Here is a 20,999-nt window from a genome sequence, read left to right as displayed (position 1 = left end):
CGCGGCGTATTACCCGAGTTGGAAGGCCTGCAAACGCCGTTCTTGCCGCCCGTCATCGCCGATATTATCCGGCGACAGCCAGGCGGCAAACGCCGTGCGCCGCGCCGGCCATTCCCCGTCGACGATCGACAGCCAGTCGGTGTCGCGCGTGCGTCCTTTGACGACGAGGGCCTGGCGGAAGGTGCCTTCATAGCGGAAACCCAAGCGCTCGGCGGCCTGGCGTGAAGGAAGATTGAGGCTATCGCATTTCCATTCGCAGCGCCGGTAGCCAAGATCGTCGAACAGATGCCGCAGCATCAGGAAAATCGCCTCGCTGCCCAGCGCGCTGCGCTTCATCAGCGGCGACCAGTTGATGGTGCCCAGTTCGGCCACGCCGTTGGCAGGATCGATGCGCAAAAAAGCGCAGCTTCCCACCGCACGCCCGTTTGACTGATCGATCACTACCATCGTGTTTCTGTCAGCGCTGGACGCCTGAGCCTGAAGATAACGCTGGAAATCTGCGCGCGACTGCGGCCGTTCCCAAAACAGATAAGTCCAGTCGCGATCGTCCTCGGCGGATTGATAAGCCTGATAAAGCGCCTCCCCCCAGCGCTCGAGGTTAAGCGGTTCGAGGCGGCAAAACCGCCCTTGCAGTGGCGAGTGCCCGGGCATGCCTGCCGGCTGCCAATGAGGGAGGGCTTCGCCTATCGGCTGCCCATACTGATTCCGTCTCACCGCGACATCCTGTTTTTGAAAGGTGGAGAGGCAAGTTAAAACCAACGCGGGCCAGAGACAACTCCGACCTGCCATTCCTCCCCTGCGGATCGGGCAGCAGGATGATAGTTTAGAGAAATCACTCAATCACCGTTAAACATTCACGAAAATTATTTCATTTAAAATAAATATCCAGATAACTCATTGTAAAACGGTGATTTATAGCAACAAATAAGCTACACATTCCGGCCATAATGTTAACTTTCATTTGCCGTTATGATAAAAAAGAAGTGCTAATCATTAGCATGGAAAGCATGAAATCAACACAACTTAATGATTTTTAAACAAAAAATAAAATAACCTCAGAGAGGGTATTTTTTAATCACTCAAAAAATGCGCTGAAAGACTTCAAAAAAACGACACATGAATTTTTTTTAAGACTTTTCCTAGCAAACTAAAATTTTGTTTCGTGACATGATGAACAGATTCGCGGCAAGCAATGCTGGCAGGCGCGGGCGCCAAGCGCAGATCAGGCTCAACATGCCGAAGCTGGACGAGCAGCAGATCGCTCTGACTTAAGCCAAACTTATAGATTCATGCAATTAATAAGTTTAGTATGAAAATATCATTGAGTGACGCCGTGTTTATTGATAGAACACTCGCTACACTGAATTATTGCTCCATTTTGCCTTTCGGCTTTTTAGGCTTTTTTTCATATTACCGCAGTAAAACGGATTTAAGTGGGGGTGCGATATGCCAACGATTATCATGGATTCATGCAGCTATACCAGATTGGGGTTAACCGACTATCTGACTTCGCATGGCGTGAAGAAGCGCCATATTAATGCCATCGAGGACATTGACAGCCTGCATGAAAAATGCAGCAAGTTGAATCCGAGCCTGGTGTTTATTAACGAGGACTGCTTCATCCACGAAGCAAACGCCACCGAGCGAATAAAACGGGTGATTTCACTGCACCCGGATACGTTATTCTTCATCTTCATGGCCATTACCAACGTACATTTCGACGATTATTTATATGTTCGCAAGAACGTCATCATATCGTCAAAATCCATCAAACCAGAGACTATGAATCAGCTACTTAGCCACTATCTCGAGAGAACGTCCCTCCGTACGGAGAAATCCTCTCTGGATCAAACGCCGGTAACGCTGAGCCAGACTGAATCAAACATGTTACGCATGTGGATGTCCGGTCAAGGCACCATCCAGATATCAGACCAGATGCAAATAAAGGCCAAAACGGTCTCTTCCCACAAGGGAAACATCAAGCGGAAAATAAAAACGCACAACAAGCAGATCATTTATCACGTTGTTCGTTTGACCGATACATTGACCAGTGGAATATTCGTCAATAGCCGCTGAACCACAGAGAACGCCCCCGCTCTGTTTTACCAGCCGTTAAATACCCGATGATAATGTCATCTGGATAGCAGCCGCTGGAACCACAAAAAAATACCTGTTGCGTTATCCCCCGCTAGCGCAACGGGTATTTTTTTGCCGTCGATAAAAAAAATCTTACCGCAATGAAATAATCTCAAAATGGACAATTTCATTAGCAAATTAATGAGATTAGCCCAAGTTACTGCCCGTGCTCGCGACAGGGCTCCACAAACGTGCCGTCACGGCTGTCGATCTCATTAAAAAACCATACGCCCGCCGGGTAGTCGTCAAGAGAAACCAGGTACATGGTGCCTTCGTTGAACACCTCTACGGCCAGAATGACGCCTTCACGCCGCGGGCCGCCGTCTGTTTTTACCGTCACTCGATCGTTAACTTGCATACCCTTCTCCCTTATTTACGATTGCCGTCAGTGTATTACAAAACCGGAGGCGATGGACACCGCTCCAGCCCTGCCGGCCTCTGCTATCAGCGTAGCAGCCGCCTGGATTTTCACTTTCTTAACGGTTTGGCCGCAGAATCTTAAGCCGGTCTCGCGTAGCCTGTCTTCAGGCGTTTCCCCCCCAGAGAAGCGCTCGCAAATGAAGAAGTAACAAGGAACTTTTGCCCGCAGACTTGCGGGCTTTTTTTTGCGCGCTGCCAAATTGCAGGCATAAAAAAACCCGCCGCAGCGGGTTCTTTTCAATCAGCGGGAAACGCCAATTAGATAGCGGTAACGTTAGCCGCAGATGGACCTTTCGCACCGTTCTCGATAGAGAACTGTACGTTCTGGCCTTCAGCCAGGGTCTTGAAGCCTTGATCCTGGATAGCAGAGAAGTGTACGAATACGTCTTTGCTGCCGTCTGCTGGGGTGATGAAACCAAAACCTTTAGCTTCGTTGAACCACTTCACTTGACCTTTGATCATGTTAGACATGTCTAATTTCCTTCAATAATAAATGTAAGCCGCCATGGGCGAGGTAGCCGGTCATCAGTTACTTATGGAGGCACTGGAAAGGAAATTCGTCAGAGAAGGGCTATCCGGGATAACGCTTTAAATTTGAACTACTTTACTCAAAATGTCGTGCATAAATAGGTCTGTACCACAGGCCGACATCATTAACTCATGAGCGAGCGGCAATAGCAACCTTTTTCGCCGCGATGGGACGCTAATCTCGGCTAAACGCACAGGATTTGACCCTGTCTGCCGATAGGGCCGCCGCCTGGCTCGCCCGTAACGCCCAAGGCAAATGATAGTAATTCTCGTTCTGCTGTTTTATAGTTGCCTGACGAAATCATTCAGGGAGATTCACCATGCCGAGATGGCTTACATTACCGGCTGTCAGTGCCGCCGCCCTGCTGGCCTTTGCCGCTTACAGCGCTCCGCAGAGTGCACTGGAGCTCAATTATCAAGCCCCCGACCCCAGCATGGTTCCCGCGCCCAAGCCGCCTGCCCCCTCAGGGCCGGCCCCCAAAACGGGAAAACCGCCGATTGCCTGGACAGAGGCGAGAGATAAAAGCGGTTTTCGCGTCGATATTGAGTGCGATCATCCTGGCTGCAGCAAACCGCGCGCCAAACCTTATCCCGCGTATGAAGGCCCGGTGAAGAAACCGATCGCCGCCGCCAGTCTGATCCCTATTCCACCAATAAGGATCCCGATTACAACATTCAGTTGGGGTATGAGTGGTAGTGGCGCTTTCGGAGTAATGCCTATATCAGCCTCCTTTGCCGCTGCATAGAATATGCCTCAGTTCACCACTCCTCCTGGTGTTGAACACAACAAGCTGTGTTGCAAATCTTTATGCGCCTCCCTATAGGCGCTTTTTTTTTGCCTATCCCTCAAAGCGTCTTCCGATTACAGATTGCTCTCATTGCCCCACAAAGTGATGAATGTCACAAATACGCCTCCTTGCCATTCTTATTCGGAGGTAACGTTCATGGCCACAGGATCCCTTGCCCTCCTGGCCGTCTTGGCCGGCATTGCGGGCTTCGCCCTCTACAAGCATTTAAAATCTCAGAAAAAAAGCACACTCGTCCGCCCGCACGATCGGTAACCGACAACGCGCTTTCACCGCGAAGGCCCGGCACATCGCGCGCCGCGCCTTCGCGGGCTGTCATGCTTTCATCACAAAATTGTCACATTATGGCCATATGATGATTCGCGTTTATCCGCTCTGGCTTAACACCAAGGATTTCGCCCATGACCATAATTAAAGCTGCAAACCATCAGGAAGCAGAAAAACTCATCCGCGCCGGCACCGCCAAGAAAATCGAACTGGCTTACGATATCGGCAGCGACGACTTCTTCCAGCTTGCCAGCCTGTGGTGCGATAAAGGCGCCAAAATCTCCAAAGGAAAAGAACACTTCATCGTCTCGTTAAAAGGGTTCCGCATCCCGCCTAACGATTAATGCCCTGCCGCCCATCGCGGCGGCTTCGCCTCTTCCTCGCAAAACCGCTCTATTCAACCACGCGCGCCTCATTCGATTTCGCTAAGCTAACAGCAGACTTTATTGCGGACGTTTCGCCTGATAACCACGTCCGCCACGATGAGGAGAGTAACCATGTCAACAAATGCAGCGCTGCCCGGCACGATGAAAGCGATTGAAATCAGCCAACCGGGCGCTCCCGACGTTCTGGTCGTTACCGAACGCCCGGTGCCCGCTCCGCAAGCGGGCGAACTGCTGGTGAAAATCGCCGCCGCCGGCGTTAACCGCCCCGACGTGCTGCAGCGCCAGGGGAACTATGCGCCGCCGCCAGGCGCCTCGGATATTCCAGGCCTGGAAATTGCCGGCGAAGTGGTGGCCATAGGTGAAGGCGTGACCCACTTCGCGCTCGGCGATCGGGTTTGCGCCCTTATCGCCGGCGGTGGCTATGCGGAATACTGCACCGTGCATGAAAGCAATGCGTTGCCGGTGCCGGCGGGGCTGAGCCTGACCGAGGCCGCCGCGCTGCCGGAAACCTTCTTTACCGTCTGGGTCAACGTGTTCCAGCGCGGTCATCTCAAAGCCGGCGAAACCGTGTTGATCCATGGCGGCACCTCCGGTATCGGCACGGTCGCCACCATGCTGGCGAAGGCCTTCTGCGCCCAGGTGATCACCACCGTCGGCTCCGAAGAGAAACGTCAGGCCAGCCTGGCGCTGGGCGCCGACGTGGCGATTAATTACCGCAGCGAAGACTTTGTCGCACGCACCAAAGACGCCACCAACGGTAAAGGCGCCGACGTCATCGTCGACCTGATCGCCGGCGATTATGTCGCCAAAAACTATCAGGCCGCAGCGATGGAAGGCCGCATCGTGCAAATCGGCACGCAAAATGGCGTGGTGAAAGAGCTCAATCTGATGCCGCTGCTGTTGAAACGTCTGACCCATACCGGGTCGACGCTACGCTCGCGCAGCGTGGCGGACAAAGCGCAGATTGCCGCCGATCTGCGCGAAAAGGTTTGGCCGCTGCTGGAGCGTGGCGTGCTGAAACCGCAAATTTTTAAAACCTTCCCGCTTGAGCAAGCCGCCGCCGCGCATACGCTGATGGAGTCCAGCGAGCACATCGGCAAGATCATGCTGACGTTCTGAGCCCATTCCCCGCGGCCGGTGCTGCGGGGAAACCAATGCCACGTTCAGGGAATGATGCCGCGGCGGCGGAACTCATCGAACAGTGAGAAAAACATGGCTTCGGTTTCGACAAACTGGTGGAAACCGAAGCGCCGCGCCTTGCTGCCATCCGCGAACATGTCATAGTCCCAGGAAAAGACGAAATCGGCGAAACGCCAGCCGGCCACCGCGCGATAGTCCGGTTCGGCCAATTGGTGCCGCTGCGCCAGCTCCCGCCACAGCGACGCTTTGTCCGTCATCATGATCTCCAGCGACATCGGCAGCGGCGGCGCGCATTCCAGCCCAAAGTAAGCGGCGATTTTCGGCCACATCTCGCTCCAGCGAAACAGATCGCCGTTGTTGATATTAAACGCCTGATTGGCCGCCGCAGGTTCGGTCGCCGCCCACAGCGTGGCGCGCGCCAACAGCCCGGCGTCGGTCATTTCCAGCAGGCTGTGGTAAGCGCCCGGTTTACCCGGGAAGCGCAACGGCAGCCCGAGCGCTTTGCTGATCGACGCGTAAACCGCGATGCTTAACGCCAGATTCATTGGGTTGCCGAGGGAGAAGCCCCCCACCACGCTTGGACGGATGGCGCTCCAACGCCAGCGTTTGCCGGCCTGCCGCTGCGCCAGATACTGCTGCTGCGCCACGTTAAACTCCGGCGGCATATGCCCGACATCGCTTTCGCGCGCCGGCGTTTTAAACGGCCCCAAATGCGCGCCATACACCTTATAACCCTGCATCAAACTGATGTGCTCCAACGCCGGCGCGATCGGCTCCAGCCCTTCGACAACGTGTTGCAACATCTGCAGGTTCGGCGCCACCAGCCCCGCCCAGTCCGGCGCATCCTGATAGGCGGCATAGAAAACGTGACTAATCGCGCTCAGCGGCCGCAGCGCGTCGCGCGTCGCCGCCGCATCCAGCAGATCAACCTGAAGGTGGCGCACCCCCGGCGCCGATTGTCCCCCCCGGCGCGAGACGCCCACCACTTGCCAGCCCTGATCGGTCAGCTCCTCAATCAATCGGCGCCCAATCACGCCATTGGCGCCGATCACCAATGCCTGTCGCTTTGTATCCATCTTGCCACTCCTCAGGTTGTCGATACCCTGAGTGTCATTGATTAGTAATACTTGCGGTAGAAGAGACCTTCCACTAACACTTATAAGAAAAATCTATAGGCAAGATCGACATGGATAAGCTGAACGCAATGAAAACCTTTATGCGGGTGGCGGAGCTGGGCAGCCTGTCGGCCGCCGCTCGCGATCTGCGTTTGACGCAGCCGGCGGTCAGTCAGCAAATCGCCGGTCTGGAGCAGCAACTGGGGGCACAACTGCTGTTTCGCAGCACCCGGGCGGTCACCCTGACCGATGCCGGCAGCAGTTATTATCAGCGCCTCAAACCGATTCTGGCGGCGGTCGATGAAGCGGAAGAAGCGCTGCACGGCCAGCACCACCAGTTACAGGGCAATCTGCGCATTCATGCCCCGACCGGGTTCGGGCAGTTGCACGTCACGCCGCTGGCCATCGCTTTCCAGCAACGTCATCCGAACCTCGCCATCGAGCTGCTGCTGGACGATCGTCGCGCCGACGTGATCGGCGAAGGCATCGACATGGCGCTGCGTTTCGGTGAACTGCATGCGCCCGGCATGGTGGCTAAACGTTTGGGCGAGCTGCAACGCCTGCTGGTGGCGTCACCGGCCTACCTGGCCAAGTATGGCGCTCCACGTTCGCCGGCGGAGCTGGCTAAACATGCGCACATTCGTTACAGCGGTTTGAACGACGGCGATACGCTCACTCTGTTCGGGCCGCACGGCCCCGAGATGGTCGCTCTGCGGCCCACGTTCCGCGCCAACAATACGCTATCGCTGCTGGCCGCCATTGAGGCTGGAGCCGGTATCGGCGGCGCCCAACGGCCTTTAATCGCCCAGCAGCTGGCGACGGGGGCGCTGGTGCCCGTTTTGCCGGAATACCGCTACCCGCCCATGGCGCTGCACGCGGTCTATCCCGCTTTACGTTTTATTCCGGAGAAAGTGCGCGCCTGGGTGGCGCATCTGCAGCAGGCGTTGACGGCGATCGAGGGAATTAGCGGAGTGAATGCTCCCGGCCAGACGCCGGGAGCCTAATCATTATTTGAACAGTTTACCGACCATATCGCCCAGCTCGTTGCTGTCTTGCTGCACTTCACCGTTTGGTGAGGCGGCATCCGCGACCGTTGGCAAGAACTGTGCAATGGTGCTGGACGCCTGTGCAGGATCGATGCCCAGCTTTTCAGCCAGTTGGTTGATGGCGTCGCTACCCAACGCCTGCTGCACATGGTCGCCGGTAATCGGCTGATTTTCGCCATTGCCGAGCCAGGAACCGACGATATCGCCGAACTGCCCCTGACGGAACTTGTCCAAAATGGCCTGCAGGCCGCCTTGTTGCTCGACCCACTGCATAATGGCGATGTAGTCGATACCTTTACCACCGTTGGCGCCGCCGCCCAGAATGTTACCCAATACGCTATCGAACAGACCCATGATATTCCCCTTTCAGCGGATACGGCCCGCGCCGCACCGCCGGATTGATTTCACGAAAAAGGGCCGCCGCGGCGACCCTGTTGAGCAACGGCTGCTTAGCCTTTGATCTTCCTGTAGACAAAAAGCACCACCAGGGCACCGATGACCGCCACCACAAAGCTGCCCAGGTTAAAACCGTCAACGCGGCCCATACCGAAGAAGGTGCTGATATAGCCGCCGACGACGGCGCCCACGATCCCCAATATAACGGTCACAATAAAGCCGCCGCCGTCTTTGCCCGGCATAATCCACTTGGCCAGGATACCGGCGATTAAACCAAAAATGATCCAGGAAATGATGCCCATCTTTACTCTCCCTATTACCTTTTGCCTAACAGAAATCCTATTACCAGGCCCACGACGGCGCCGGCGCCTATCCCCGCCCAAGGGTTATCCTTGAGGCAGGCACATGATTGCTCGAGCGCTGCTTTTACACCGCTGCTCACTTCGCAGGCGGTGGTTTTCACGTAGTCGCTCGGTTGCTCAACACCGTTTAGATCGTCATTTTCATATGACATGTCAAATCCTTACAGACCAACCCTCTGAGAATTTCGTCACATGTTTCGCGCCAGGCGCCATCCGCTCCGCGATCTTGCTCTGGGCAATCTGCCCGCTGCCGCTCAATGCGGAGGCTTCCGGCGGCAAACGCACAACTTCACACTATGACTATAGTAAAAAATCAGCGGCTTACCTATTTCCGTCCGTCTGAATTTCACCATACAAAAAACGATCTGATTTCATCCCGCTGTCATCTTGCAAGGCTAAACTTTAATCATATCCTCCGGGAGGAAACGCCGATGTTCAATGCACCTTTTGTCCTGATCCTCGCGCTACTGTACGCACTGGCCGCCGCTTGGGACGGTTCCGCAGCGTTACTGTTTCATTAAGGTTACATAGCCGTTGTCACTTTTGCGATGCGCTTAATTGTGTCTTTATTTTTCAATTTCGCCAGCCGATTGAAATAGCGGAAAACATCCCCTCCTCCCTCGGTAAAAATCCTATTTCGCTTCGTTTTTCGCCTGCGTTTAAATAAAGCGTAAAAAAAGCATTAATGGAAAATCCTGTTTAGCACAAAATATTCTATCATCTTCCTCATGACAATTTGGGTTAAGGTCCCATTGGCAAAGAAAAGGAATAACAGGAAAAATGCTTTCTAACCAACGCTTTGAGCGCGAATTCTTGCGCCCTCGTTATTGGTTGTTGTGGATAGGACTGGGAATACTCTATCTCTTGGTATTACTGCCCTACCCGCTCATTTATCGGCTCGGACACAGCCTTGGCAGAATAGCCATGCGCCTAATGAAACGCCGGGTAAAAATAGCGCGCCGCAATTTAGAACTCTGCTTCCCCGCAATGCCCGCCGCCGAGCGCGAGGCGCTGATCGTCAAAAATTTTGAGTCCGTCGGCATGGGCCTGTTCGAAGTCGGCATGGCCTGGTTCTGGCCCGACTGGCGCATTGCCCGCTGGTTCAAGGTGAGCGGCATGGAAAACATGCGGCTGGCGCGTCAGGACGGCAAAGGCGTTCTGCTGATCGGTCTGCATTTCCTGACGCTGGAACTGGGCGCACGCATTTTCGGCATGCAAAACCCCGGCATCGGTGTGCATCGCCCGCACAACAACAAGCTGATGGAATGGGTACAGACCCGCGGCCGGCTGCGCTCGAATAAATTCATGATCGATCGTAAAGATATCAAAGGTATGATCCGCAACCTGAAACAGGGCGAAATCCTGTGGTACGCGCCGGATCACGATTATGGGCCGCAAAGTAGCGTATTCACACCGTTCTTCGCCGTGGAAAATGCCGCCACGACCACCGGCACCTTTATCCTGGCGCGCATGGGGCGGCCGTCGATCGTGCCTTTCGTGCCGCGCCGCCTGCCAAATGCTCAGGGCTATGAGCTGATCGTGCAGCCGCCGTTGACGGACTTCCCGCTGGATGATGAAACGCGCGCGGCGGCCAAGATGAACCGCGTGGTGGAAGAACAAGTGCTGCTGGCCCCCGACCAATACATGTGGCTGCACCGCCGCTTTAAAACCCGCCCACCCGGCGAACCGTCGCTGTATTGACCCCTTCGCGCCTTTGCCCGTCACACCGCCGGCGAAGGCGCGCTCACCTCGCACAAGCATTCTGCGCCAGGGGAACTACACTAGTAAGTCACCGACGGCAATTATTGCCGCCAGCAATCATTTCGTCCGCCCGAGAGCCGGTCGTTGCCTGTCGGGCCATAATCGAGGTCAATGTCATGCTGGTACAACCCTATCTGTTTTTCAGCGGTAACTGTGAGCAAGCGATTAACTTCTACGTACAGCAGTTGAATGCCAAAGTTGAAATGGTCATGCGCTTTAAAGACATGCCCGAAGAAGCCCGGCAAGGCGGACCGCAGGACGTCAATCCGGAAGCGATCATGCATGCGCGCCTGCTGATCGGCGACGGCGTGCTGATGGCCTCCGACGGCTGTCCGCAGGATGACAGCGGCGGTGCTTCTCACAAAGGTTTCTCGCTGTCGCTGAACCCCAGCGATGCGGAACAAGGACGCAAACTGTTCGACAATCTGGCGCAGGGCGGCCAGGTGACGATGCCTTACCAAGCCACCTTCTGGGCCAAAGGTTTTGGCATGCTGACCGACAAATTCGGCGTCAACTGGATGATCAACGTCGAATAACCCCGCATGGCGCCGCTAGCCATAGCGGTGCCAGTCATACGCCGCCTTGGCGAACAGCACGAACAGCAGCGCCAACAGCGCCAATCCCAACCGCCAATAGGGCGACCGGCGGCGGCGCCAGGCGAAGTACATCATCACCGCCAGCGTTCCCAGCGTAAGGGGGTAATACACCGCCAGCGTCAGTAAAGCGATAATGATGTAATCAGACATGGCTCTTTCACTCCGAGGTGTTCACACCGCCGCTGATGCGGGCAGCGATCGACCTTTCGCCTTATCGCCTCGTTAAAGGCTAGAGGTCTGGCGCATTTATGCATAAAATATAAGATTGCTCTTAACTCAAACTGAATAGTAATCAAACAACAAGGGTGACATGACTCAGCAGCAACCCATACAGGATGCCGTGCCGGCGCGCAGCGTTAAAAGCTCCCCATTATTATTTCAGGCCGGCGTGTTTGTCATCATCGTTGCCGCCACGCTGATCCTCTTTAACAGCTGGCAAATCTGGAACGCACACCAGCGCGATCTGCGCAGCGCCGAGCATGAATCCGCCAACCTCGCCCGCTCGCTGGCGCAGCATGCCGACGATACTTTCATGCAGGTGGACGGCAATCTGCTCGATCTGACCGAACGTCTCCAGAACGACGGACTGGGGCCATCGCAATTGACCCGGCTGCAGCGGGTGATGCAAACCCAGGTCGGCAACCTGCCGCAGCTGCATGGGCTGTTTCTCTACGATGCGCGCGGCCGCTGGCTGGCGACCTCCTCGGGCAAGTTCATCAAGAACGCCAACAACGCCGATCGCGAGTACTTCATATACCATCAAAACCGCGACGACGGCGGCCTGTACATCGGCAAGGTGATCCGCAGCCGCACCACCGGCGATCTGATCATTCCCGTTTCGCGGCGTTTCAACAACCCGGACGGCAGCTTTGGCGGCGTGGTGCTGGCGACGCTGTACATCGATTATTTCCGCCAGTTTTACGATAGCTTCGCCCTCAACACCGACGCCTCACTGAACCTGCTGCTGGCGGACGGCACCATCCTTTACCGCCGTCCTTACTCGGCGGCGTCGATCGGTAAAAATATCGCCAAGGGTGTGCTGTTCAGCGAAATTTTGCCGCATTCGGAATTCGGTAACGCCACCATCACCTCGCTGTACGACAAAGTGGAGCGCATCTACGGCTATTCGCGGGTCAACCGCTTTCCGCTGGTGATCGCCGCCGGGCTGTCGAAACGCGACGCGTTGGCGGACTGGCGCACCGACGCCGGCCTGTTCGCCGTCGGCGGCCTCTCGCTGCTGATGATCCTGTTGGCGATGGGCATGGTGCTGCTGCGGCAAATCAAGCACAGCATGCAAACCGAAGCCGAGCTGATGCGCACCCGCGATCAGCTGACCAGCATCAACCAGATGCTCGAAGAGTTGGCGCTGCTGGACGGCCTGACCGGGCTGGCCAACCGCCGCCAGTTTGATATCGCGCTGAAGAACGAGCTGGCACGGGCTTCGCGCAACTACCGCAGCGTGGCGCTGCTGATGCTGGATATCGACTATTTCAAACAGTACAACGACAGCTATGGCCACGTCGCCGGTGACCAATGCCTGCAGCAGATCGGCCAAACGCTCAAAGGGTTGGCGTGCCGCAGCAACGACGTTCTGGCGCGTTACGGCGGCGAAGAGATGGGAATTATCCTGCCGGATACCGACGTCCAGGGCGCACTGATTTTCGCCGAACGCGTCATCAACGCGGTGCGCGATCTGAAAATTCCGCATCAGGGTAATCCGCACGGCATCGTCACCATCAGCATCGGTATCTGCGCCAAAGTACCGCATATGTATAACGATACGCCGATCAGTTTTATCAATGAGGCGGACAGTGCGTTGTATCAGGCCAAGAAAAAAGGCAAAAACTGCATTTACGGCGCTTAATCATTAATCGGGCCACCAAATTTTGGCGGCCCGATTTATTACCAACCAAAATGAAATAATTCCTCTCCGCAACATTATTTTCCCGGGTTACCCTGCGCTCTGAATAAAATAACGCCAATAATAAGCATAATATTTATTTCCATTAAAATTCAACAAGATAAAAAATCGCCCTTCCACAGACAATTCGTGCCATTTTTGATTATTCGTGCCTACGCGCAGCCCCGTTTAGCCCTCGTTTACTTTTCATTGGTATTGCCGGTGATATCCTTATCAGGACTATTCTCTATATCAGGAAGCCATCGCACGCTTCGGCGCACTGCGCCCTGCTGATACATCCATAATAGAACCCACAAATTTCACGTTGCAATTGAGCGGCCTGTTGACGCCGCTCCAGCCAGCCACTGCGCAAGCCAGTGCAGCCAATCACGCGGCAACCTGAAAGACGGGAATAAAGCGATATAGATTTGCGAGGAGATCTCATGCCTACTGGCGATATTATGCGTGAACAGGCCGTCCTGACGCTGCCGTTGCGACAATGGGCGGCAGCGGAAGCATCCAGCGCGGTCAGCGAACTGGAACAGGGCAAGGTACTGTTTCTGCCCGAACTGGCCTTCCCCCTGTCTGAACAGGAAATGCCGCTGCTGGATCCGACGTTGGTCGATCCGAAGCGCAAAAACATCAGCTATCAGCCGCTGTCCGGCAAACTGAGCGGCGTCGCCGTTGCGGAACGCCGGCAACAGGTTCAGCAACTGCTGGAGCGCTATTATCAATCTTGCCGCCAGCTGATCGCCGGGCTGTTGCCCGAGTATCAGGAGGCGCTGCACCACCCGACCGGCAGCCTGCGTTTGCACCCGGTTTCCGCCTGGCGGGCGACCAGTTCCTGGCGCAAAGACGACAGCCGCCTGCACGTTGACGCTTTCCCGTCGCGCCCGAACTACGGCGAACGCATTCTGCGCATTTTCACCAACATCAACCCGCACGGCGAGCATCGCCAATGGCGCGTCGGCGAGCCGTTCCCTGAGCTGGCGGCACGCTTTATGCCGCGCCTCGCACGCTACTCCGCCCTCAGCAGCTGGCTGCAGCATCAGGTGCGCATCACCAAGACCCGCCGCAGCCATTATGACCACCTGATGCTGCAGTTGCATGACGCCATGAAGGCCGACGGCGATTATCAGCAACGGGGTCCGCAGCTGGCGCTGGAATTCCCACCGGGCAGCAGCTGGATTTGCTTCTCGGATCAAACGCCGCACGCCGCAATGGGCGGCCAGTTTATGCTGGAACAGACCTTCCTGTTGCCGGTGAACAAGATGCAGGATCCGCAGCGTTCGCCGCTGAAAGTGCTGGAACAGCTGCGCGGGCAGCCGCTGATCTGAATGGCTCGCCGCCGCCGGGATGCCGGCGGCGGCGAAACGCGCATTATGCCTCGAAGTCCCCTTGCTGGCGCGCCACCAGCGTCAGAATGCTGTAGAGCGCCACCGGTTGCTGTTCCTGATTCAACACCTGAACATCCCACACCACCACGCCGTGCGGCCGATCTTCGGCGGTTTTTTGCGGCTTGCGGATTTTCTTTTTGCAGGTCAGCCGCACCTGAATGGTGTCGCCGATCTTCACTGGTTCGATAAAGCGCAGATTCTCCATGCCGTAGTTGGCGATCACCGGCCCGACGGCGGCGTCGACAAACAGCCCGGCCGCAGCGGACACCACAAAGTAACCGTGCGCCACCCGCTCGCCGAACAGCGAATCGGCGGCGCCGATCTTGTCCATGTGCGCGTAAAAATGGTCGCCGCTCAGGCAGGCGAAGTTGACGATATCCGCTTCGGTCACGGTGCGGCGCGCGGTCAACAGGCTGTCGCCCAGCTGCAGCTGCTCGAAGTATTTCCGGAACGGGTGCACCGGATGTTCGGCGACCGGCGCGCCGCGCACCCATTCACCGCCGATGGCCGCCAGCATCGCCGGGCTGCCCTGGATCGCCGTGCGCTGCATATAGTGCTTCACCGCGCGCAGTCCACCCAGTTCTTCACCGCCGCCGGCGCGCCCCGGGCCGCCGTGCACCAGCATCGGCAACGGCGAGCCGTGGCCGGTGGATTCCGCCGCCGCCTGCTCATCCAAAATCAGCATACGTCCGTGAGCGCAGGCCGCCGCGCGGATAAAGCGCTTGGCCACTGCCGGATCGGCGGTCACCAGCGATCCCGCCAGGCTGCCCTGCCCCAGCAACGCCAACGCGATCGCCTGCTCGGTATCCGCATACGGCATCAGCGTCGCCACCGGGCCGAAGGCCTCAGTGCCGTGCACCGCCTGATGGGTGAACGGATCGGCGCAATACAGCAGGGTCGGCGGATAAAACGCCCCACCGCGCGCGCCCTCGCCCATCACTTCCAGCTTATCCAACGACGCGCCGCACAGCGGTTCGCAGCCGTTGCGCAGCAGGAACTCCACCTTGCTTTGCACATCATCACGCTGCTCGTGGCTGACCAGCGCCCCCATGCGCACCTGCTCCAGCTGCGGGTCGCCCACCGTCACCCCCGCCAGACGCTGCAACAAGGCCTGACGCACCGCCGCCACCTGCGCCGCCGGCACGATGATGCGGCGGATCGCGGTGCACTTCTGCCCCGCCTTGGCGGTCATTTCACGGCACACCTCTTTGATAAACAGGGCAAATTCCGGCATCTCCGGCGTCACGTCTTCCGCCAGCACGCAGCAGTTGAGCGAATCCGCCTCCATGGTGAACGCGATCGATTTTTCCAACAGGCGCGGATGCGCCCGCAGCCGCTGCCCGGTCTGCGCCGAACCGGTGAACGTTACCGCATCCTGATAATCCAGGTGCGCAAACATGTCGCCGACGCCGCCGCATACCAACTGCAGCGCGCCTTCCGGCACCAGCCCGCTGTCGACGATCAGCCTGACCATCGCCTGCGTCAGCTGCGCGGTGGCGGTGGCCGGCTTGATGATGGCCGGCATGCCCGCCAGCCAGGTCGGCGCCAGTTTTTCCAGCATGCCCCAGCAAGGGAAGTTGAAGGCGTTGATATGCAGCGCCACGCCGGGGCGCGAGGTCAATACGTGGCGGGCGGCGAACTGCGCCTGCTTCGACAGCGGGATCAGCTCATCTTCCGGCCACAGCGTATCGTCCGGCAGATCGCGGCCGGCCATGCCGGCATAGGCGAACAGCGTGGCGATGCCGCCTTCGATATCGACCCAGCCGTCGCTGCGCGTCGCCCCGGTTTGATAGGAAATCTGATACAGCGCCTCTTTATGCGCCAGCAGGTGTTTCGCCACCGCTTTCAGCATCTGGGCGCGCTGCTGGAATGTCATGTGCGCCAGCGCCGGGCCGCCGTGGCTGCGGGCATAGCTCAGGCTCGCCGCTAACGGCAGGCCGTCGGAGCAAACCTGGTACAGCGCTTCGCCGGTTACGGCGTGACGGATCTCGCGCGCCTCTCCCTGCCCGTACACCCAGGCGCCAGAAAGATAACTGTGTAACTGCTGCATGTGCCCTCCGGAATTCATAAATTTTCACCATACAGCTTAATTACGTATCATATAAATGCCAGTCTACGCCAAGCCAAATTTTAACAAAAAGAGAACAAAACGCACCACCAAGCCACTCACCTTGCCATTAATACGGAGTTGATCACCTTAATTATTAAATTAAATCAATAAATTAACTGCGCACCCTGTGATTGAGCTCGCAAAACCACATAAATCTCGTTTGATCTTTTTGTTACCAGTTTGTAGCCTTATGGTTAGTTAAAGTGATTCACATTTTTATATTCGATGTGAAAAATACGAATCACCAAGAGGCAAGCATGACAACTGACGCACAGTATCAGCAGCATTTCGACGACAAGATCGCGGCGGATATCGCCATTGAGGCTAAAGACTGGATGCCGGACGCCTATCGTCAGAACCTGATTCGGCAGATCGGCCAACACGCCCACTCGGAAGTCATCGGCATGCTGCCGGAAGCCAACTGGCTGACGCGTGCCCCCACGCTGCGCCGCAAGGCGGTGCTGCTGGCCAAAGTGCAGGATGAGGCCGGCCACGGTCTGTACCTCTACAGCGCCGCCGAGACCCTCGGTTGTTCGCGCCAGGACATCTACCAAAAGATGCTCGACGGCAAGATGAAATACTCCTCTATCTTCAATTACCCCACGCTCAACTGGGCGGATATCGGCGTGATCGGCTGGCTGGTCGACGGCGCCGCCATCGTCAACCAGGTGGCGCTGTGCCGCGCGTCCTACGGTCCCTATGCGCGGGCGATGGTGAAGATCTGCAAAGAGGAGAGCTTCCACCAGCGCCAGGGCTACGAGGCGGTAATGGCGATGGCCAACGGCAGCAACACGCAGCGCGCCATGCTGCAGGACGCCATCGTTCGCTTCTGGTGGCCGGTGCTGATGATGTTCGGCCCGAGCGACGCCGACTCCCCCCACAGCGCCCAGAGCATGGCGTGGAAAATCAAACGCCACAGCAACGATGAGCTGCGGCAGAAGTTCGTCGACAACACCGTACCGCAGCTGGAAGCGCTGGGCATGACGGCGCCGGATCCGGATCTGCACTGGGATGCCGCTGCCGGCCACTATCGCTTCGGCGAGATCGACTGGAGCGAGCTGCATGAGGTGATCAAAGGGCGTGGCCAATGCAACCACGAACGCCTGCAGGCCAAACGCCGCGCCTGGGAAGACGGCGCCTGGGTGCGTGACGGCGCCATGGCCCACGCCGCGAAAAACGCCGCTTCCGCCGCATAGCCACCATAAGGAATCGAGATCATGAGCCACGTTGAATGGCCGCTGTATGAAGTGTTTATCCGCAGCAAACAAGGGCTGGCGCATCGCCACGTTGGCAGCCTGCACGCCGCCGACGACCAAATGGCGCTGGAAAACGCCCGCGACGCCTACACGCGCCGTAATGAAGGCTGCTCGATTTGGGTGGTGCAATCGCGCCATCTGATCGCCTCGCAGCCGGAAGATCGCGGCGCCTTCTTCGATCCTTCCGAAGACAAGATCTACCGTCATCCGACGTTTTACACCATTCCCGACGGCATCAAGAACATGTAGAGGCGACCATGACGGTTAACGATCCGCGCATCAGCTATTTGCTTCGCCAGGGCGACACGCCTCTGATCCTCGCCCAGCGCCTGTGCGCCTGGTGCGGCCACGCGCCCGAGCTGGAGATCGATCTGGCGTTGGCCAACATCGGGCTCGATCTGCTCGGCCAGGCGCGCAACTTCCTGGGCTACGCCGCCGAACTGGCCGGGCCGCCCTGCAGCGAAGACAGCCTGGCCTTCGGGCGCGACGAACGCCAGTTTCATAACCTGCTGCTGGCGGAACAGCCGAACGGCGGTTTCAACGACACGTTGGTGCGCCAGTTCCTGCTCGACGTCTACCACGTGCAGCTGCACCAGGCGTTGAGCCGCAGCGGCGATGCGCAGATCGCCGCCATCGCTGCCAAGTCGTTGAAGGAGGCCGATTACCACCTGCGCTTCAGCCGCGGCTGGATGATCCGCCTCGGCGACGGCAACGACGTCAGCCACCGCAAGATCCAGCAGTCGCTGGATAACCTGTGGCGCTTCACCGCCGAGCTGTTCCACGCCGACGCGCTGGAGCTTGAGCTGGCGGAACAGGGCATCGCCGTCGATCCGCGCGAGCTGCAGGCTCCCTGGCAAGCGCAGGTGAAAGAGACGCTGCGCCAGGCGACATTGACGCTGCCCGCCGAGCAGGCGTTCCGGCACGGCGGCAAACAAGGCCGACACAGTGAACACCTCGGCCCGCTGCTGGCGGAGATGCAGTTCCTGCAACGCGCCTATCCAAACGGCCAATGGTAGGAGGCCGCGATGAACGTCACTCGTTTGCAACCCGCTGAAATCCCGCAGATTTGGCACTGCCTGCAGCAGATCAGCGATCCCGAACTGCCGGTGCTGTCGATCACCGATTTGGGCATGGTGCGCGACGTGGCGCGCGACGGCAACGGCTGGCGCGTGACCTTCACCCCCACCTACTCCGGCTGCCCGGCCACCGAATTTTTGCTCAACGCCATTGAGCAGCGGCTGACGGCCGCCGGCTTCAGCCCGGTGCGGGTGGACATTCGCCTCAGCCCGGCCTGGACCACCGACTGGATGAACGCCGACGCCCGCGAGCGGCTGCGGCAATACGGCGTAGCGCCCCCGCAGGGCCACACCTGCGATCGGCCGCACGCCCACGGCCCGGTCGCCTGCCCGCGCTGCGGCAGCACCCACAGCGAGAAGATCAGCGAGTTCGGCTCTACCGCCTGTAAAGCGCTGTACCGCTGCTGCGACTGCCGGGAACCGTTCGACTACTTCAAATGCATATAGGAGCGCTGACACCATGACGGTCTTTCATCGCCTGAACGTCGCCGCCATCGAGCGCGAAACGCCGGACGCCGTAGCCATCACCCTGCGGGTGCCCGAAGAGCTGCAAAACCAATACCGCTACACCCCTGGCCAGCACCTGACGCTCAAGGCGCTAGTCAACGGCGAAGAGCTGCGGCGTTGCTATTCCATCTGCAGTTCACCGCAGGAAGGCCTGCTGCAGATCGGCGTAAAAGCGATTGATCAGGGCCGTTTCTCCGGCTTCGTCAACCGCATGCTGAAAGTCGGCGATGCGCTGGAAGTGATGGTGCCGCAGGGGCGCTTCGGCTATCAGCCGCAGGCGGAGCGCCGCGGCAACTATCTGGCGATCGCCGCCGGCTCCGGCATCACGCCGATGCTGTCGATCATCAAGGCGACGCTGCAGCTCGAACCGGGCAGCAGCTTCACCCTGATCTACGGCAACCGCAACAGCCGTTCAATGATGTTCAAAGAGGCGCTGTCGGATCTGAAAAACCGCTATCCGCAGCGTTTTCAGCCGCTGTACCTATTCAGCCAGGAGAGCCTCGACAGCCCGCTGCTCAGCGGCCGCATCGACCGTGAACGCCTGGCGGCGATCGGCGGCGCGCTGCTGGATTTCCGCGACTATGACCACGCCTTCATCTGCGGGCCGGAATCGATGATGGACGACGCGCAGACCGTGCTGGAACAGGCCGGCGTACCGGCCAACCACATCCACAGCGAACGTTTCAACACCAGCGGCCTGGTCGCCCGCCCGCGCCACAGCGGCGATCGCAATGCCACCCGGGTGGCGATCCTGCTCGACGGCCGCCGATTGGATATCGAGGTCGGCGAACAGGACGACAGCATTCTCGATGCCGCGCTGCGCCAGGGCGCCGATCTGCCCTACGCCTGCAAAGGCGGCGTGTGCGCCACCTGCAAATGCCGGCTGAAGGCCGGCCAGGTGGAGATGGGCGTCAACTACAGCCTGGAGCCGGATCAGCTGGCGGCGGGCTACGTATTGAGCTGCCAGTCGTGGCCGAAAGGCGACGGCGTGGTGTTGGACTTCGACGTCTAGGAGCCGCGATGGATACCCCCTTTATTTTGCATCAGCAGCAACACCGCGTGGTCACGCTGACGCTGCATCGCCCGGAGGCGCGCAACGCCCTGAGCACGCCGTGCCTGGAACAGCTGGTTACCCGGCTGGAGCAGGCTGACGCCGACAGCGGCGTGGGCGCCGTGGTGATCGCCGGCGCGGCGCGCTTCTTCGCCGCCGGCGCCGATCTGCGCGAACTGCAACAACAGGATCTGCCGGCCGCGCTGGCGGACAGCCGTCCGCAGCTGTGGCAACGTCTGGCGCAGTTCAGCAAGCCGCTGCTGGCGGCGGTGAACGGTTATGCCCTGGGCGCCGGCTGCGAGCTGGCGCTGGCCTGCGACATCGTTATCGGCGGCGAAAGCGCCCGCTTCGGCCTGCCGGAGATCACCCTCGGCCTGATGCCAGGCGCCGGCGGCACCCAGCGCCTGATCCGCTGCGTCGGCAAGGCGCGCGCCAGCCAGATGGTGCTGACCGGCGAAGCCATCGACGCCCGCATCGCGCTGCAGGCCGGCCTTATCAGCGAAGTATGCGTCGATGCCCTGACGCTGGAGCGCACGCAGCAGATTGCCGATCGCATCAGCCGCCAGGCGCCGCTGGCGCTGCGCGCCGCCAAACAGGCGCTGAAACAGGCCGAGGAAATCGGCCTTAGCCAGGGACTGGCGATGGAGCGTCAGCAATTTGTCACCCTGGCCGCCACCGACGATCGCCGCGAAGGCATCGCCGCCTTTTTCGAAAAACGTACGCCAAACTATCAGGGGCGCTGA

The 20,999-nt window shown here is 58.4% G+C and carries 23 protein-coding genes; 14 read left to right on the top strand and 9 right to left on the bottom strand.

All coding sequences use genetic code 11. From position 1 onward, the window contains the following. Positions 1-9: 9 nt before the first annotated feature. Positions 10-651: a GNAT family protein gene (locus L085_RS13265; protein WP_081835518.1), complete on the bottom strand. Its 642-nt coding sequence runs from the start codon at positions 649-651 to the stop codon at positions 10-12. Positions 652-1,446: 795 nt separating this feature from the next. On the opposite strand from L085_RS13265, the gene rcsA reads away from it, so the two are divergent. After that, positions 1,447-2,076, top strand: a complete 630-nt coding sequence (gene rcsA, locus L085_RS13260) for a transcriptional regulator RcsA (protein ID WP_004935115.1) — start codon at positions 1,447-1,449, stop codon at positions 2,074-2,076. A 217-nt stretch (positions 2,077-2,293) separates the two neighbouring features. On the opposite strand, the gene dsrB is transcribed toward rcsA, so the two are convergent. Together dsrB and cspE are read right to left on the bottom strand one after the other, a co-directional pair. Further along, entirely contained in the window at positions 2,294-2,494 is a 201-nt protein-coding gene (dsrB, locus tag L085_RS13255) for a protein DsrB (RefSeq protein WP_004935117.1), read from the bottom strand. 320 nt (positions 2,495-2,814) lie between these two features. Beyond that, positions 2,815-3,027: a transcription antiterminator/RNA stability regulator CspE gene (cspE, locus tag L085_RS13250; protein ID WP_004935122.1), complete on the bottom strand. Its 213-nt coding sequence runs from the start codon at positions 3,025-3,027 to the stop codon at positions 2,815-2,817. A gap of 1,264 nt (positions 3,028-4,291) precedes the next feature. Here cspE and L085_RS13245 point away from each other — a divergent pair. Continuing rightward, positions 4,292-4,501: a hypothetical protein gene (locus L085_RS13245; RefSeq protein WP_004935132.1), complete on the top strand. Its 210-nt coding sequence runs from the start codon at positions 4,292-4,294 to the stop codon at positions 4,499-4,501. A 153-nt stretch (positions 4,502-4,654) separates the two neighbouring features. Next, the gene (locus tag L085_RS13240; RefSeq protein WP_044030943.1) at positions 4,655-5,662 is read left to right on the top strand and encodes an NAD(P)H-quinone oxidoreductase; all 1,008 of its coding nucleotides are present in this window, start codon (positions 4,655-4,657) and stop codon (positions 5,660-5,662) included. A 44-nt stretch (positions 5,663-5,706) separates the two neighbouring features. On the opposite strand, the gene L085_RS13235 is transcribed toward L085_RS13240, so the two are convergent. Beyond that, positions 5,707-6,759, bottom strand: coding sequence for an SDR family oxidoreductase (locus L085_RS13235; RefSeq protein ID WP_044030942.1), 1,053 nt, complete (start codon positions 6,757-6,759; stop codon positions 5,707-5,709). Between the two features lie 110 nt (positions 6,760-6,869). Between L085_RS13235 and L085_RS13230 the strand changes: the two genes are divergently transcribed. Then, positions 6,870-7,802, top strand: a complete 933-nt coding sequence (locus L085_RS13230; RefSeq protein WP_021505785.1) for a LysR family transcriptional regulator — start codon at positions 6,870-6,872, stop codon at positions 7,800-7,802. A gap of 3 nt (positions 7,803-7,805) precedes the next feature. On the opposite strand, the gene L085_RS13225 is transcribed toward L085_RS13230, so the two are convergent. From L085_RS13225 to L085_RS13215, 3 genes are all read right to left on the bottom strand, one after another. Then, positions 7,806-8,198: a YidB family protein gene (locus tag L085_RS13225; RefSeq protein WP_004935144.1), complete on the bottom strand. Its 393-nt coding sequence runs from the start codon at positions 8,196-8,198 to the stop codon at positions 7,806-7,808. 95 nt (positions 8,199-8,293) lie between these two features. Continuing rightward, on the bottom strand, positions 8,294-8,542 hold the full coding sequence (locus L085_RS13220) for a GlsB/YeaQ/YmgE family stress response membrane protein (protein WP_004935146.1): 249 nt from the start codon (positions 8,540-8,542) through the stop codon (positions 8,294-8,296). Between the two features lie 14 nt (positions 8,543-8,556). Next, positions 8,557-8,754, bottom strand: a complete 198-nt coding sequence (locus L085_RS13215; protein WP_004935148.1) for a hypothetical protein — start codon at positions 8,752-8,754, stop codon at positions 8,557-8,559. A 628-nt stretch (positions 8,755-9,382) separates the two neighbouring features. Between L085_RS13215 and L085_RS13210 the strand changes: the two genes are divergently transcribed. Beyond that, positions 9,383-10,303 (top strand): Kdo(2)-lipid IV(A) acyltransferase, encoded by a 921-nt coding sequence (locus L085_RS13210; protein ID WP_044030941.1) that lies wholly within the window; start codon positions 9,383-9,385, stop codon positions 10,301-10,303. A gap of 176 nt (positions 10,304-10,479) precedes the next feature. Continuing rightward, positions 10,480-10,899 carry a VOC family metalloprotein YjdN gene (gene yjdN / locus L085_RS13205; protein ID WP_004935154.1) on the top strand — a complete coding sequence of 140 codons (420 nt, stop codon included), beginning with the start codon at positions 10,480-10,482 and terminating at the stop codon, positions 10,897-10,899. A gap of 15 nt (positions 10,900-10,914) precedes the next feature. On the opposite strand, the gene L085_RS13200 is transcribed toward yjdN, so the two are convergent. Continuing rightward, entirely contained in the window at positions 10,915-11,109 is a 195-nt protein-coding gene (locus tag L085_RS13200) for a hypothetical protein (RefSeq protein WP_004935157.1), read from the bottom strand. A 160-nt stretch (positions 11,110-11,269) separates the two neighbouring features. On the opposite strand from L085_RS13200, the gene L085_RS13195 reads away from it, so the two are divergent. Continuing rightward, positions 11,270-12,823, top strand: a complete 1,554-nt coding sequence (locus L085_RS13195; protein WP_015378345.1) for a sensor domain-containing diguanylate cyclase — start codon at positions 11,270-11,272, stop codon at positions 12,821-12,823. A gap of 479 nt (positions 12,824-13,302) precedes the next feature. Beyond that, positions 13,303-14,196: a Kdo hydroxylase family protein gene (locus tag L085_RS13190; RefSeq protein ID WP_015378346.1), complete on the top strand. Its 894-nt coding sequence runs from the start codon at positions 13,303-13,305 to the stop codon at positions 14,194-14,196. Positions 14,197-14,239: 43 nt separating this feature from the next. On the opposite strand, the gene paaZ is transcribed toward L085_RS13190, so the two are convergent. Beyond that, positions 14,240-16,306 (bottom strand): phenylacetic acid degradation bifunctional protein PaaZ, encoded by a 2,067-nt coding sequence (paaZ, locus tag L085_RS13185; protein WP_044030940.1) that lies wholly within the window; start codon positions 16,304-16,306, stop codon positions 14,240-14,242. 317 nt (positions 16,307-16,623) lie between these two features. Here paaZ and paaA point away from each other — a divergent pair, with 317 nt between their 5' ends. From paaA to paaF, 6 genes are read left to right on the top strand one after another with little or no spacing between them, the layout of a single operon-like run. Then, on the top strand, positions 16,624-17,562 hold the full coding sequence (gene paaA / locus L085_RS13180; protein WP_044030939.1) for a 1,2-phenylacetyl-CoA epoxidase subunit PaaA: 939 nt from the start codon (positions 16,624-16,626) through the stop codon (positions 17,560-17,562). Positions 17,563-17,583: 21 nt separating this feature from the next. After that, positions 17,584-17,871: a 1,2-phenylacetyl-CoA epoxidase subunit PaaB gene (paaB, locus tag L085_RS13175; protein ID WP_004935173.1), complete on the top strand. Its 288-nt coding sequence runs from the start codon at positions 17,584-17,586 to the stop codon at positions 17,869-17,871. An 8-nt stretch (positions 17,872-17,879) separates the two neighbouring features. After that, on the top strand, positions 17,880-18,638 hold the full coding sequence (gene paaC, locus L085_RS13170; protein ID WP_044030938.1) for a 1,2-phenylacetyl-CoA epoxidase subunit PaaC: 759 nt from the start codon (positions 17,880-17,882) through the stop codon (positions 18,636-18,638). Between the two features lie 9 nt (positions 18,639-18,647). Further along, entirely contained in the window at positions 18,648-19,145 is a 498-nt protein-coding gene (gene paaD, locus L085_RS13165; RefSeq protein ID WP_004935179.1) for a 1,2-phenylacetyl-CoA epoxidase subunit PaaD, read from the top strand. Between the two features lie 13 nt (positions 19,146-19,158). Beyond that, entirely contained in the window at positions 19,159-20,217 is a 1,059-nt protein-coding gene (paaE, locus tag L085_RS13160) for a 1,2-phenylacetyl-CoA epoxidase subunit PaaE (protein WP_015378351.1), read from the top strand. An 8-nt stretch (positions 20,218-20,225) separates the two neighbouring features. Further along, positions 20,226-20,999 (top strand): 2,3-dehydroadipyl-CoA hydratase PaaF, encoded by a 774-nt coding sequence (gene paaF / locus L085_RS13155; protein ID WP_044030937.1) that lies wholly within the window; start codon positions 20,226-20,228, stop codon positions 20,997-20,999.

Origin of the sequence: Serratia sp. FS14 (assembly GCF_000695995.1) — a bacterium.
In the GTDB taxonomy this organism is placed as follows: Bacteria; Pseudomonadota; Gammaproteobacteria; order Enterobacterales; family Enterobacteriaceae; genus Serratia; species Serratia nematodiphila.
This window is presented reverse-complemented; position numbering and strand designations above follow the sequence as displayed.